This is a genomic window from Sphaerospermopsis sp. FACHB-1094, from assembly GCF_014696195.1.
Classification (GTDB): Bacteria; Cyanobacteriota; Cyanobacteriia; order Cyanobacteriales; family Nostocaceae; genus Sphaerospermopsis; species Sphaerospermopsis kisseleviana.
On record NZ_JACJPT010000063.1, the window covers coordinates 16,164 to 29,052 of the forward strand.

Sequence of the window (12,889 nt, forward strand, 5' to 3'; positions counted from 1 at the left end):
ATACCATATAATTACTTCTGTTTACTGCATATCAGGTGTAGGAGTGGGTGAAGGAGTAGGAGTAGGAGTTGTAGGAGTGGGATCAGGTTTAGGAGTGGAAGGAGAAGGGGTTTGTTGGGCTAATAGAGTTTGTTGTGTGTTTGCAGCTTGAAACTGTTTGGGTATTGCAATCACCGCAGCAGTTCCCAAAAATGCTAATAAAGCTAAGGGTGCTAAGTGTCTCATATTGTGATTCCTGTCAAGACTTATGCCACCCTATTTTGAAAAATTATCAACTTCTCTATATCTTGCTATAGGTAGCCTTACTGATGTTTCTTTAGGTAGAAAAACACATTTTCAAAAAGTTATAAATTTGCTGTTTCAGGAAGATGTAAAAAATAATTTTACATCTATGGATCTCTGCAACCACAAGATAATATACTAATTTCAAAAGTTGGAAAAGACAAAATTGATTATTCAATTTCTGTAAGCATTCAGCTATCAGTCGTCAGCAGTCAGCTTTTGAGGTTTACGCCAGAAATACCTATTTGATGATTAACAAATTTCTTAAACATTCTGACTCCTGACTCCTGACTCCTTACCAATTTCTAAGCTTATTCACCACCAGAGAAAAACAAAGGTAACACAAAAGCAGCAATAATTCCCAACAAAACAAACACTTCAATAATTCTCAGAACCAAATTACTTTGCATTAACTGATTAAATTTCTCACTCAAATTATTAGGAAAATTACCCCACCAACCACGCAACCGACTAAACCAATTTTTTGGACTATCTTCTGGGCGAAATTGCCATGAAAACATTGATAATAACAAAGGCGCACCACCCACCTTAGCAGACATTAAAAGATGAATAGCTAAACAACAAACCATGATCACCCAAGCTGTTAAATGGAAATAATACCAAATATGATCCAGTTCCCCTACCGGTAGCCATTCTTCCTTCATCATTCTGCCAGATACAACTGCTAAAACTGAAGCAATTAGCATCAAAGTATTTGCTAAACGTTGCAGACTCACCCACCAAATTGGTTTATTAAATTGTGAGAGTTTTTGGATAGAATCTTGTTGTAATAACCGCCTTTCACCAGCATGAAAGCTATAGAGAGCGAAAGCAGGTAATAACAGTAAAAAGAATAAACCCGCAGTACCATGAATACCCTGAATTGGGTCGATTTTAGGAATGGGAAGTTTACCGAATCTTTGATCAAAAGTGTTATAAACTAAGAATCCGGTGATAATAGCTGCAATGACTAAAATGCCATTGACACCGTGTATAATACGTAATAACAGAGGTTGATAGGGTGCTGAACGAGTCATAAGTTAATTTTAAGTATTTTTGAAACTACTGTTTTTAGTGTAAGTATGCCACAAAAATATATAATATCCTAGACTATACCTATAAAGTACCCAATTCATGTCCGAAACTTTGCATCTTACAGGATTTATCAAAGGAGTCACCTATAAACCCTATTTAGGTGAGAAATTACAGGAAATAACTATAGATAATTTTGATGTAAATAAAGCTAGTGCTTATGGATTGATAAAATCCCCAATAACTGAAATTGCTTATTCCAAATGGGTTTCACCTAAAAGAACTAGAAGTTATCCATTTGCAAGAATGTATAATACATATAATTCCTCGAAAATCATAACTATAATTCCTCTAATTAAAGATGAAGGTAAAGATGGAGACAGAGATTTAATTCAATATTCTACTATTTCTTGGATGAACCTACTAAATATTTATATTGTACTTGCTTATTATGAAAAAGCAGAGAAGAGTAATAAAAAAGGACAAGATACCAAAAATAAATTGACTAATCAAAAATTTAATAATGAATTTGTAAACTATCAAATTGAGGAAATACTCGCATATCGTCAAAGTGCTTTACATTGGAATAAAAATTTATTTGAGCAAAGATTTGTATCAATTTTTGAAAAAGCCTTGGATTCCTATGATTCAATTTCTCATAAAACTGGAGTTTTGGTTCACTCAAGAGAAGGTATGGATAAGTATTTACAAAAAATTACCAATGAATTTGCAGAGTTTAAAAATATTTCTTTAAAAAATTCACATAATGCTAGTAAACGGGAATCAATGACTTCTCATCAACTGGAATATTTAGCCGATGGGTTAAAAGCAACTTTTAGCATTGAGAACTATTTAGGAGGAGTTTACTATTTAACTGCTGACGAAATCTTTTTTGATAATGATACTTATGTAATCCAAGAATCTAAAAACTCTTCAAAAGATTCTTTCCCTAAACTTAGTGACATTCAGGATGGTTTATTTAAGCTAATTCTATTTTCTAACTTAGATTCTTTAAAATTAGATGGTAAACCAGTTAATTTTGTAACCACATTAAAACTTACAGGTAAAAATATAGTTGGTGATATTATTTTACCAGATGCTACGACGCAAGAATTAGAAATTTTCTTAGCAGCTAATAGGAATAATTTTAAACCTAAGCAAAAAGGAATCATTAGAAAGTTAGTTACAGAATCGGAAAATAATGATAAAATAAAAATCCAAATCTCTTCTAATTTTGCAATATAATTTTATCATGATTAAAAGTCCTCTCCGCTATCCCGGTGGTAAATCAAGAGCAATCAAACAAATAGCCCAACATTTACCAACAAACTTTACAGAATTTAGAGAACCCTTAGTAGGAGGTGGTTCTGTCTTTATTTACCTCAAACAAACCTACCCTAACTTAAAAATTTGGATCAATGATTTAAACAGAGAACTATATTTATTTTGGCATATTGCCCAAAATGATTTATCTAAATTAGTCGCCGAAATTCGTCATATCAAAGAAACCGAGAAAGATGGAAAAAAGCTATTTAAAGAATTAACCCATATAGAAGATATTAATAAATTGGAAGACTTAGACAGAGCAGTACGTTTTTTTGTCCTCAACAGAATTACCTTTTCAGGAACAATAGAATCAGGTGGTTTTTCCCAAGAAGCATTTCATAAAAGGTTCACAGATTCATCAATAGAAAGACTAGAAAAATTAGCTGATATTTTAACACCCGATATCAAAATTACTAATCTAGATTACAGCGAACTATTAAAAGCAGAAGGTAAAGAAGTATTTATATTTCTAGATCCGCCATATTTAAGCAATAAAAACTCCAAATTATATGGAAAAGATGGAGATTTACATACTAAATTTGACCATCAAAAATTTGCAGATCATTTAAAAAACTGCCCTCACAAATGGTTACTCACCTACGACGACTCAGAAGAAGTACATCAAAACTTTACCTGGGCGAAAATTAGCCAGTGGGAACTACAATATGGCATGAACAACTATAAACAAAAAACAGCCGAAAAAGGACAAGAACTATTTATTAGTAACTACATCCTACCCAATACATAACTATATCTTCTTCTCTTCTTCTCTTCCTTGGTGTCCTTCGCTGCTATGCCTTCGGCACGCTTCGCGAACGTGGTTCATTCTTGCAAACTTATTGTAGTAATAAAAAATAATCTTATAATTCTTTGCGCCTTTGCTCCTTAGCGTCTTTGCGCGAAACAAAAAACCTACAACTAAAACACAAACCCCCATTTTTCGGTAAAATCACACACAGCCTAATTACAAAACCCCGAAAATGACAAACTTACCAGATCCTAATATTTGGTCAAACCTACTTAAACAATTATTAGAACACCAATCATTATCCCGCACCCAAGCAGCAGAACTGATGCAAGGATGGATCAACGAAACCATCCCCCCAGAACTATCGGGAGCAATATTAACAGCATTGCACTTTAAAGGCGTTTCTGCCGAAGAACTCACAGGAATGGCAGAAGTATTAAAATCTTTATCTGTTCAAACTACACACGATAACAGCCAAAACCCCATCCCCCTAGTTGACACCTGTGGCACTGGTGGAGACGGCGCATCAACCTTTAATATTTCCACCGCCGTCGCCTTTGTTACTGCTGCTGCGGGTGTACCAGTCGCTAAACATGGTAGTCGTTCCGCCTCCAGCTTAACCGGTAGCGCCGACGTTTTAGAAGCTTTAGGAGTCAACCTCAACGCACCCAGCGAAAAAGTGCAAGCAGCAGTGAAAGAAGTGGGAATCACCTTTTTATTTGCCCCTGGATGGCATCCCGCACTGAAAGCCGTTGCCCCACTGCGGAGAAATTTAAAAGTGCGGACAGTATTTAACTTACTCGGACCCTTAGTCAACCCCATGCGCCCCACAGGGCAAGTAATAGGAGTATTTGATCCCAAACTAATCGAAACCATCGCCCAAGCATTAAACCATTTGGGAACAGAAAAGGCGATCGTATTACATGGGCGAGAAAAATTAGATGAAGCCGGGTTAGGGGATATAACTGATTTAGCGGTTTTATCTGAAGGGAAAGTACAGTTAACCACCATCAACCCCGAAGCCGTAGGAATCACACCAGCACCCATTACAGCCTTAAAAGGTGGGAATGTGCAAGAAAACGCCGAAATTTTAACCAACGTCCTTAAAGGAAAGGGAACTCAAGCCCAACAGGATGCAGTGGCGCTAAATGCTTCTTTAGCGTTGCAGGTTGCGGGTGCAGTTCCCTTATTAAATCATGGTCAAGGTGTGACAGTAGCTAAGGAAATTCTACAAAGCGGTAGCCCCTGGAAAAAGTTGGATCAGTTAGTTGAATTTCTGGGGGATTAGATTCGTCTGAGTGGTGTTGGGGACGAAATTCTACAACATCCCGTTTGATGGTAACGTCATATTTACCAAAAAAATCATGTCCTAACAATCCCGTTTCCAATTCTGCACCAGCGATCGCCACAGGAACTTGACTAACCTTTACCCCACCCACTTCCATAGAATCAAGATAGCCAACCGGAAACTCCACACCCTTAGCACTCACAGTATTAGCTTTAGCAATAGCCACAGGCACAACACCTAAAGCCTGTGCTACATCTTGAGTAATTACAGAACCACTAGCGCCGGTATCCACAATCATCTCAAAACGCTGCCTACCATTAAAGGTAACTTCCACAATGGGAGTGCCACCAACTCGTCGTTTAATTGGTGCTATGAACACCAGATTATTATAGGCTGTAGTTTCCGCAGCCGGGAAAATCGGATCTGGAGGGGGTAGAGGTTGTACCTTGGCAACAGGAGTAGGAGTTGAATAACGTTGTATTTTGGGTTTTGTTTGGGGAACAGCCACAACTACCTGTTGATCAGGTGCTACGGGAGATGCTAACCTACTGGAGTTAGCTTTTTGTTTAGCTAATTTAATTTGACCCTGGTATTCAGCAATTTTTCTTTGAGCAAAAGGAAAATTAGGACTGTCTCGCCCCACCTGTTTCAAGAGAGCGATCGCATCCTCAAACCTACTCGCCACCAGATGCCAATCATCTGGAGATTGAGCAGATTTACTGATACTCACAGCACCAGTAGCTTTATCCAGTGCCAATTCTAATGGACTGGTTTGTGTACTTTGTTCTAATTTTGGTTTTGGTTTGGCTGATAATGACGCTGGTTGCTTCATTGGCGGCTGTATCGCTGCCAAATTACCAACAGGTATAGATGGTTGACTACCACCAACCCCCGTTGTCTGTTTCTTGTCACTACAGGCAACATTCAAAACCACCAGACTACCGGAAACAAAAATTAGGGCTGCGCGGGATAAAGAAGACTCAAGCATAGTTACTTTCAGGTTAACCGCCCTGGCTCTCTCCAAGTGTACCGCCCCACACAAAAATATGCTCCAGGCTTTATGATTTAATTGGTTATTTGATATTTAACCCAAGTTGCTAGTGATAACTGTTTTTGTATAGCATAATAAACGGTCTTTTGTAGGTGATTCATGATTGGTGACTGGGAAAGACTTTTACCAATTACCAATTACCAACTACCAATTACCAATTACCAATTACCAATTCCCCATTCCCCATTCCCCATTCCCCATTACCTATTATTTATGTCTTTATCTGATGCAATACCCGCTTTACTTGTCTTAGCAGATGGAACAGCTTATCATGGTTGGTCCTTCGGCGCTATGGGAACCACTGTCGGCGAAGTGGTGTTTAACACCGGCATGACTGGATATCAAGAAGTATTAACAGATCCCAGCTACACAGGGCAAATTGTTATTTTTACATATCCCGAATTAGGTAATACTGGCGTTAACCCCGAAGATGAGGAATCAATTAAACCTCATGTCAAAGGAGCGATCGCCCGCAATATCTGTCACAAACCTAGTAACTGGCGCTCTACCCAATCTTTACCAGATTACCTCAAACAGCACCACATCCCCGGTATTTTCGGTATCGACACCCGCGCCCTCACCCGCAAAATTCGGATGTATGGCGCTATGAATGGTGGTATTTCTACATCTATACTAGATGAATCTGAATTATTAGAACTGGTGCAAGCTGCTCCCAACATGACAGGATTAAATCTGGTGCGGGAAGTCACCACCCCAGAAGTTTATGAATGGTCCGAAGCTACGACAGAAGTTTGGGAATTTAACCCAGAATCTGTAGCTAAGATTGGGGAAAAGTTCACAGTCGTTGCTTTAGACTTTGGCGTAAAACGCAATATTTTGCGGCGGTTGGCTAGTTATGGCTGTCGCGTGATTGTTGTTCCTGCCAATACACCAGCAGCGGAAATTCTTAAATATAATCCAGATGGGATTTTCCTCTCCAACGGACCCGGTGATCCAGCAGCAGTCACAGAAGGCATTAGTACCGTTAAAGCACTGCTAGAAAGTCAAAAACCCATGTTTGGTATTTGTATGGGACACCAAATTTTAGGTCATGCTTTGGGCGCAGAAACCTTTAAGCTAAAATTTGGGCATCGTGGTTTAAATCAACCAGCGGGTTTACAACAAAGGGTAGAAATCACCAGCCAAAACCACAGTTTTGCTATTGATCCGGATTCATTACCATCAGCAGTGGTAGAGGTTAGTCATCTGAACTTAAACGATCGCACTGTTGCAGGGGTACGTCACAAGTCTCTACCAGTGTTTTCTGTACAGTATCACCCAGAAGCTAGTCCAGGACCCCACGATGCTGATTACTTATTTGAGCAATTTGTGCTAGAAATTCAAACAGCACGTCAAACAGCGATCGCTTAAGTTAATCAACAATAAAAATGGGTAATGGGTAATGGGTAATTGGTAATTGGTAATTGGTAATTGGTAATTGGTAATTGGGTTATTTATCTTTTTCCCAGTCACCAATCCCCAATCACCAATCCCCAGTCACCAATCACCAATCACCAGTCACCAATCACCAGTCACCAGTCACCAACCTAGACAACATAAGTCAAAACCATCTATACTTGAGCGTTTACTTTCAGTCAAGAGGACGAGGAGGGAGTTATTGCTGAACCACTGAATCTAACCGTAAGCCTGAGAGGTACTCGCGAAGTCCGGGATAGCTGCCAGCTATTCCGCCTCACAGGTCTGTTAGATGCTTTTTCTGAACCTACATTTCGCAAGGTACTGTCTGGAAAGATTGATGAAGGTCCAAAGCACATAATTCTGGATCTCTCACAAATCGACTTTGTTGATAGCTCTGGTTTGGGTGCGCTGGTACAACTAGCCAAGCAAGCTCAAACCGCCGAAGGCACTTTCCAAATTGTCACCAATGCCCGCGTTACTCAAACGGTCAAGCTTGTTCGCTTAGAAAAGTTTCTCGCCCTACAAACTACAGTTGATGCGGCTCTAGAAAACATCAAGTCGTCTTGATTGCTTGACCACAAAAAATCAATTTAGCTATCCCGATGAGCAGTAGGAAGGTGAGGAAGTTAAAGAAAATATGAAGAATATATTAATTCTCCATCTTCCTCATCTTTCCCAACTCCTCAAAATAGCCACTAGACCTATATTTTCAGACTCACCAATCTCCCCAATCAGGAATTTATATAGTTTTAAGTAATATTTGTTAGTGTTGAATATGCTCGGTGTGCTATGATGGCATACTGCACAAAAAATAAATGTTCGTAAAGATAATCTTCCCAATATTTAGTAGGTCAAGGAATGATGAACAGGTGAATCCCCAGGAGGAAGAAGCAAAAAATGGAGGAGATGAAACTGTAATGCAGTATTCATCTGACATTCCAGCATTGTTGGTAAACACGACGCAATTACCCCAACCATTATCCCAGGCACAAGTACAACAAATTTCTCCTTCTGCCTTAGCTTACTTGGGGGATGCAATTTACGAACTATATGTTAGGATGTTTTTCCTGTGGCCACAGCAAAGGCCAGAAATTTACCATAGTTTGGTAGTAGCGCAGGTCAGAGCAGAAACACAAGCCCTACATTTGCGATCGCTGACTCCTAATTTAACGAGTAAAGAGTTAGAAATTGTCCGCCGAGGTCGTAATGCAGCCGCAGGCCGTCCCAAACGACTAAATCCCGAAATTTATCAACAGGCAACTAGTCTAGAAACTTTAGTTGGCTATCTATACCTCACCGATTACCCCCGTTTAACAGAATTGTTACAAAAACTCCATCTAGAGAAATAGTGAGTAGCTCAATCTCTTGATAGGAAAATCATTTGTAACGGTTCATAAAATTGAGGGAATGTCAATGCTCACCTATTTACTAAACTCAATAATCCCATGACTAACCAACCAAGAAAAATTAATCACGCTGGTGAAGCAAAACGCGGACAACCTATAAAAATCAAGGGTAAACGCGTTATTGCTAATCCTATTCGTACTCAAAGCAACGCAGAAGTTAAACCCATATCTCGCAAACCGCGTCCATCTCGTCAATCTTCCCAACCCTTACCAGAGAGCAAATCCACAGAAGACAGTGATCTCATCTACGGTCGTCATCCTGTATTAAGCGCATTAGAAAATCAGCGCAATCTCAATCGGATTTGGATTACTGCTCGTCTGCGTTATGATCCGCGATTTCATAATTTAATTCTCCAAGCTAAGGATAATGGTACAGTAATTGATGAAGTCGAACCTAAGCGTTTAGACCAAATCACTCAAGGAGCTAATCACCAAGGTATAGCAGCGCAAATTGCGCCTTATGCCTACATGGAATTAGATGATCTGATTACTCAAGCAAAATCAGTCACCGATCCAGTGATTGTTGTTGCTGATGGTATCACTGATCCTCACAATTTGGGGGCAATTATTCGCACAGCAGAAGCCATCGGCGCTCAAGGTTTAGTAATTCCTCAAAGAAGGGCTTCTGGAATCACCTCAACTGTGGTTAAGGTGGCCGCAGGTGCTTTAGAAAACTTTTCTGTAGCCAGAGTCGTTAACCTCAGCCGCGCTTTGGAACAACTTAAAGAAGCTGGTTTTTGGATTTACGGAACAGCAGCCTCTGGTAGCGAACCTGTACATACAGTAAAATTCAATGGACCTATCGTTTTAGTAATTGGTGCTGAAGGTGAAGGTCTGAGTATGTTGACACAACGATCTTGTGATGTTTTAGTCTCAATTCCCTTACAGGGTAAGACTCCTAGCCTAAATGCCTCAGTGGCAGCAGGGATGGCGCTTTATGAAATTTATCGCCAACGGTCGTTAAATACCCACTATCTTGATAAATTACATACATTTTCTTTGAAAAAATAAACCTAAAAGAGTATAAAGAAATGTAAAACTGAATCTATCTAACATATTCTTTAATACCCAGTATCACGTTTATAAATTGGTGAAAACCATGAAAACTATTTGGCATAACCTTAAGGAAGGGCTGATTAGCTTATCTAACGGTCTAGGCTTGGCTTGGTGGGTTGAAATTGTCACCCAGAATCCTCGTTGCACCTACTACTTTGGTCCATTTTTAAGCTCGGTGGAAGCGACATCTGCCAGTAAGGGCTATCTAGAAGATTTAGAAAACGAAGGAGCGCAAGGAATTATAGTCAATGTCAAGCGTTGTAAACCTTATGTTTTAACCATTGCTGAAGACCTGGGGGAAAGGATTGACCGTAAAGTAAAGCCTGCCTTTAGCGGTCAAGTGTAATACAAATCTATAGGCTGTCATCGTTCCTGAGTTAATTTTGAGTTAATTCTGGGAACGATGGGCAACAATAGGTGACTGGGGACTGGGGACTGGGGACACTTCGACAAGCTCAGTGCATCGCTGGGGACTGGGGACTGGGGACTGGGGACTGGGGACACTTCGACAAGCTCAGTGCATCGCTGGGGACTGGGGACTGGGTAATAAATTTTATAAGAAAATGGGCTGAAAACCCTTGAGGTTGAGTTTTGGAGGGTGGCGGAAAAGTTTTAGCTATTTTGACTTTCAAACCTACCTTCCGCACCCTAAACTGTCACACAACGAAGATTGACCGTTTGGGGATTTGAGATTGGCGAACTGCTTGCAGCAGCGCTTCGCTATCGCCACGTAAGATTATTTCATTTACCCGTCTTCCTTGTCTGGTAAAGGATACAGAGTTTCCAAATAAGAAATTAATTTTGCACAGGTACTTACCAATTACCAATTACCAATTACCAATTACCAATTACCAATTACCAATTACCAATTACCAATTACCTCTGGATGTGCTGCTAACCAATGGTCAATATCCCAAAGTAACTGTTGGGGAATTTCCCAGGGGAAAAGGTGGGCGGTATTGGGGTAACATTGCCAATGAGAGTTTGTAAGGTGTTTTGCTGTTTCTAAGCTAGAATCAGCTGTAATGTGACGGTCTTCAGATCCAGCCAGTACCAAACTCGGACATGAGATTTTTTCCAAGTCTGAAAGTCGATTGTAACCTGCTTTAATGGCGCTATAAAGAGCGCGAGTAGCATAGCTAGAGGTTTGTAAATAAGCTTGTAGGGCTTCCCTGGCAATGTAACCGTAAGCGGTGGGTGTATGTTGTTGAATTAAATAACGAAAGAGCGATCGCTTGCCAAAAGTTTCAATATTCCAAGACCAACCAGGTTTAATATAGTTTAATATTCCCGCTACACCAGTATAAAGATTATCTTGCCAAGAGATAGGCGGATGATTGCCCCAAGGTCTAGCTGAGGTGGCGATTAAAATCATTCCTGTGACTCGCTGTGGTAAACGCAATGCTAATTCCATCGCCAAAATGCCACCCAGTGACCATCCCAATACAAGGCATTTTTCTATCTGAAAACGGTCTAGGAGAGCTTCTAAATCGTCCAAATGGTCTTGCATATCAAAATTGATATTGCAGCGGCTTTTACCGTATCCGCGCAAATCTGGGGCAATGGTTTGAAAACGTTTTGATAGATGATGAGTAAAAACAGAAAGACTACGGCCAGAACCAGGATGTCCGTGTAAACCGAGTATGGGAAATCCTTGACCTTGGATGTAAACGTTAAGAGGTAATTTATAATTCATAATTCATAATTCATAATTCATAGGGAATAGGAAATGGGTAATTGGTAAAAGTCTTTCCCAGTCCCCAGTCCCCAGTCACCAGTCACCAGTCCCCAGCGATGCACTGAGCTTGTCGAAGTGTCCCCAGTCCCCAGTCACCAGTCACCAGTCACCAGTCCCCAGTCCCCAGTCCCCAGTCACCTGTTAGCTGTCACCTCTCTCCAAAATACTCTCAATTTCTGATAACTGAACAGGTCCAGTCACATTCTTGCTATTGATAATAAAAGAAGGTGTACCAGAAAGACCCAATTTATAAGCCATTTGTAAGTCTTGTTGAATTGCTTTATCTGCTAAATTGCGATCGCGTTTAAATTTTGCTAAGTCTAAATTGAGATTTTTCGCAATATCTAAATATAAACTTTCTCCCAGTTGTTTTTGATTCGTAAACAAAGCATCATGATATTGCCAAAATTTACCTTGTTGATATGCTGCCCAAGCTGCTTTAGCTGCTGGTAATGCTTGGTCATGAATTTGCACCAAAGGGAAATGTTTATAAACTAAGGTGAATTGATTAGGATATTTTGCTAATAAATCTTTGAGAGTTTTATTTGCTTCGGCACAATAGGGACATTCAAAATCAGAAAATTCAATTAATACAGTTTTTAATTGAGTCGAACCTGTGGTGGGAAAATCGCCTATGATAGCTTTAGTATTTGTTCTGAAATCTTGTAAAAATCCCTGTCTTGCTTGTTGAACTTTTTGTTGCTGTTCTTCCTGATATGCTTGCACACTTTCGATAATTGCTTTGGGATTTCGACGGATAATTTCTAATACTTGCTGTTCTAGTTTGGGGTCAATTTTCGTGTCAGCTTGGGCTGGAAGTGACCAGCTAATAGTCAAAAATATTAAGCTGGTAATTGCCAAAATGCGGAGTTTGTGAAAAATTTTCATCATGGTAATATCTTATGCGGATAGATAAACACTTTCTTAGATTACTAGATATTGGTGATAATGATAGCATGATACAAAAAAATTATTTTTGGTAATTTCGATGGGTATTTTTTAGGGTATAATATATTAAATTTATATCATCAGTAATGCACACAGATACAATATTTTACCAGATTTTTCTCACTTTCCATACTTTACTATTTGAACTTCTGGGAGAACCGACAGAAAAAGCAGAAGGTTACAAATTCACATCTGTAGAAGTGAAGGAAAAAGCCTTTAGATTTGATGGTATATTTATGCCAGATAGTGGAGAAAAACCGATTTATTTTGTGGAGGTGCAATTTCAACCAAAACAGGAATTTTACTGGGAATTTATTACAGAAATCAACATTTACCTCAATCAATATAAACCTCAGCAAGATTGGCAAGCGGTGGCTTTGTTTGCTAAACGTAGTTTAGATGTGGAAGTATTAACTAATTAGGGGTTGCTGAGAAAGTCTTTCCGTGAGGGCATAGGAGTCAGGAGTCAGGAGTCAGGAGTCAGGAGAAGATTTGAAAATTTCTTTGCCATCTCTTGAAATCCCAAAAAATGCACACTTTTTCCGGTATACCCTTCAAAACCCTTGCACTAATTTCTGTGTTTATCAGCCTCTAA

General features: G+C 39.5%; 16 protein-coding genes. 9 read left to right on the forward strand and 7 right to left on the reverse strand.

Annotated elements, in window-relative coordinates; all coding sequences use genetic code 11:
* Positions 1–21 precede the first annotated feature (21 nt).
* Complete coding sequence (locus tag H6F47_RS28035) at positions 22–225, reverse strand: hypothetical protein (protein WP_096566199.1); 204 nt, start codon at positions 223–225, stop codon at positions 22–24.
* A 368-nt stretch (positions 226–593) separates the two neighbouring features.
* Positions 594–1,319: a cytochrome b/b6 domain-containing protein gene (locus tag H6F47_RS17870; protein WP_096566205.1), complete on the reverse strand. Its 726-nt coding sequence runs from the start codon at positions 1,317–1,319 to the stop codon at positions 594–596.
* Positions 1,320–1,416: 97 nt separating this feature from the next.
* Between H6F47_RS17870 and H6F47_RS17875 the strand changes: the two genes are divergently transcribed.
* The 3 genes from H6F47_RS17875 (at position 1,417) to trpD (ending at position 4,676) form a co-directional block, all read left to right on the forward strand.
* Positions 1,417–2,559, forward strand: a complete 1,143-nt coding sequence (locus tag H6F47_RS17875; RefSeq protein ID WP_137667980.1) for a hypothetical protein — start codon at positions 1,417–1,419, stop codon at positions 2,557–2,559.
* A gap of 7 nt (positions 2,560–2,566) precedes the next feature.
* Positions 2,567–3,388 carry a DNA adenine methylase gene (locus tag H6F47_RS17880; RefSeq protein WP_190650308.1) on the forward strand — a complete coding sequence of 274 codons (822 nt, stop codon included), beginning with the start codon at positions 2,567–2,569 and terminating at the stop codon, positions 3,386–3,388.
* Positions 3,389–3,620: 232 nt separating this feature from the next.
* Entirely contained in the window at positions 3,621–4,676 is a 1,056-nt protein-coding gene (gene trpD / locus H6F47_RS17885; RefSeq protein ID WP_190650310.1) for an anthranilate phosphoribosyltransferase, read from the forward strand.
* Here the strand turns inward: trpD and H6F47_RS17890 are convergent.
* Positions 4,606–5,664 (reverse strand): retropepsin-like aspartic protease, encoded by a 1,059-nt coding sequence (locus H6F47_RS17890; protein WP_190650312.1) that lies wholly within the window; start codon positions 5,662–5,664, stop codon positions 4,606–4,608. The two genes, trpD and H6F47_RS17890, sit on opposite strands and share 71 nt — an antisense overlap.
* 276 nt (positions 5,665–5,940) lie before the next feature.
* Here H6F47_RS17890 and carA point away from each other — a divergent pair, with 276 nt between their 5' ends.
* The 5 genes from carA to H6F47_RS17915 all read left to right on the forward strand — a co-directional run bounded on the left by carA (position 5,941) and on the right by H6F47_RS17915 (position 9,954).
* Positions 5,941–7,098, forward strand: coding sequence for a glutamine-hydrolyzing carbamoyl-phosphate synthase small subunit (carA, locus tag H6F47_RS17895; RefSeq protein WP_096566217.1), 1,158 nt, complete (start codon positions 5,941–5,943; stop codon positions 7,096–7,098).
* A 258-nt stretch (positions 7,099–7,356) separates the two neighbouring features.
* Positions 7,357–7,713 carry an STAS domain-containing protein gene (locus tag H6F47_RS17900; RefSeq protein ID WP_190347592.1) on the forward strand — a complete coding sequence of 119 codons (357 nt, stop codon included), beginning with the start codon at positions 7,357–7,359 and terminating at the stop codon, positions 7,711–7,713.
* 302 nt (positions 7,714–8,015) lie between these two features.
* The gene (locus tag H6F47_RS17905) at positions 8,016–8,495 is read left to right on the forward strand and encodes a ribonuclease III domain-containing protein (protein WP_187041429.1); all 480 of its coding nucleotides are present in this window, start codon (positions 8,016–8,018) and stop codon (positions 8,493–8,495) included.
* A gap of 96 nt (positions 8,496–8,591) precedes the next feature.
* Positions 8,592–9,563: a 23S rRNA (guanosine(2251)-2'-O)-methyltransferase RlmB gene (gene rlmB, locus H6F47_RS17910; protein WP_096566223.1), complete on the forward strand. Its 972-nt coding sequence runs from the start codon at positions 8,592–8,594 to the stop codon at positions 9,561–9,563.
* Between the two features lie 88 nt (positions 9,564–9,651).
* Positions 9,652–9,954 carry a DUF1816 domain-containing protein gene (locus H6F47_RS17915; protein ID WP_096566225.1) on the forward strand — a complete coding sequence of 101 codons (303 nt, stop codon included), beginning with the start codon at positions 9,652–9,654 and terminating at the stop codon, positions 9,952–9,954.
* Between the two features lie 17 nt (positions 9,955–9,971).
* Here the strand turns inward: H6F47_RS17915 and H6F47_RS17920 are convergent, their stop codons facing one another.
* The 4 genes from H6F47_RS17920 to H6F47_RS17935 all read right to left on the reverse strand — a co-directional run bounded on the left by H6F47_RS17920 (position 9,972) and on the right by H6F47_RS17935 (position 12,237).
* A complete protein-coding gene (locus tag H6F47_RS17920) occupies positions 9,972–10,112 on the reverse strand; it encodes a hypothetical protein (RefSeq protein ID WP_190347575.1) in 141 nt (46 codons plus the stop codon).
* Positions 10,064–10,240, reverse strand: coding sequence for a hypothetical protein (locus H6F47_RS17925; protein WP_190347576.1), 177 nt, complete (start codon positions 10,238–10,240; stop codon positions 10,064–10,066). Before H6F47_RS17925 ends, H6F47_RS17920 begins: the two co-directional genes overlap by 49 nt.
* Before the next feature lie 230 nt (positions 10,241–10,470).
* Positions 10,471–11,304 (reverse strand): alpha/beta hydrolase, encoded by an 834-nt coding sequence (locus H6F47_RS17930; RefSeq protein ID WP_190347577.1) that lies wholly within the window; start codon positions 11,302–11,304, stop codon positions 10,471–10,473.
* A gap of 183 nt (positions 11,305–11,487) precedes the next feature.
* On the reverse strand, positions 11,488–12,237 hold the full coding sequence (locus H6F47_RS17935) for a thioredoxin domain-containing protein (RefSeq protein ID WP_190650313.1): 750 nt from the start codon (positions 12,235–12,237) through the stop codon (positions 11,488–11,490).
* A gap of 143 nt (positions 12,238–12,380) precedes the next feature.
* Here H6F47_RS17935 and H6F47_RS17940 point away from each other — a divergent pair, with 143 nt between their 5' ends.
* Complete coding sequence (locus H6F47_RS17940) at positions 12,381–12,716, forward strand: Rpn family recombination-promoting nuclease/putative transposase (protein WP_236104206.1); 336 nt, start codon at positions 12,381–12,383, stop codon at positions 12,714–12,716.
* Positions 12,717–12,889 lie beyond the last annotated feature (173 nt).

Coding starts and splice junctions, on each gene's coding strand:
- H6F47_RS17930 (WP_190347577.1), bottom strand. CDS start 11,304: ATGAATTATAAATTACCTCTTAACGTTTACATCCAAGGTCAAGGATTT.
- H6F47_RS28035 (WP_096566199.1), bottom strand. CDS start 225: ATGAGACACTTAGCACCCTTAGCTTTATTAGCATTTTTGGGAACTGCT.
- trpD (WP_190650310.1), top strand. CDS start 3,621: ATGACAAACTTACCAGATCCTAATATTTGGTCAAACCTACTTAAACAA.
- H6F47_RS17890 (WP_190650312.1), bottom strand. CDS start 5,664: ATGCTTGAGTCTTCTTTATCCCGCGCAGCCCTAATTTTTGTTTCCGGT.
- H6F47_RS17880 (WP_190650308.1), top strand. CDS start 2,567: ATGATTAAAAGTCCTCTCCGCTATCCCGGTGGTAAATCAAGAGCAATC.
- H6F47_RS17870 (WP_096566205.1), bottom strand. CDS start 1,319: ATGACTCGTTCAGCACCCTATCAACCTCTGTTATTACGTATTATACAC.
- rlmB (WP_096566223.1), top strand. CDS start 8,592: ATGACTAACCAACCAAGAAAAATTAATCACGCTGGTGAAGCAAAACGC.
- H6F47_RS17935 (WP_190650313.1), bottom strand. CDS start 12,237: ATGATGAAAATTTTTCACAAACTCCGCATTTTGGCAATTACCAGCTTA.
- H6F47_RS17915 (WP_096566225.1), top strand. CDS start 9,652: ATGAAAACTATTTGGCATAACCTTAAGGAAGGGCTGATTAGCTTATCT.
- carA (WP_096566217.1), top strand. CDS start 5,941: ATGTCTTTATCTGATGCAATACCCGCTTTACTTGTCTTAGCAGATGGA.
- H6F47_RS17940 (WP_236104206.1), top strand. CDS start 12,381: ATGCACACAGATACAATATTTTACCAGATTTTTCTCACTTTCCATACT.
- H6F47_RS17875 (WP_137667980.1), top strand. CDS start 1,417: ATGTCCGAAACTTTGCATCTTACAGGATTTATCAAAGGAGTCACCTAT.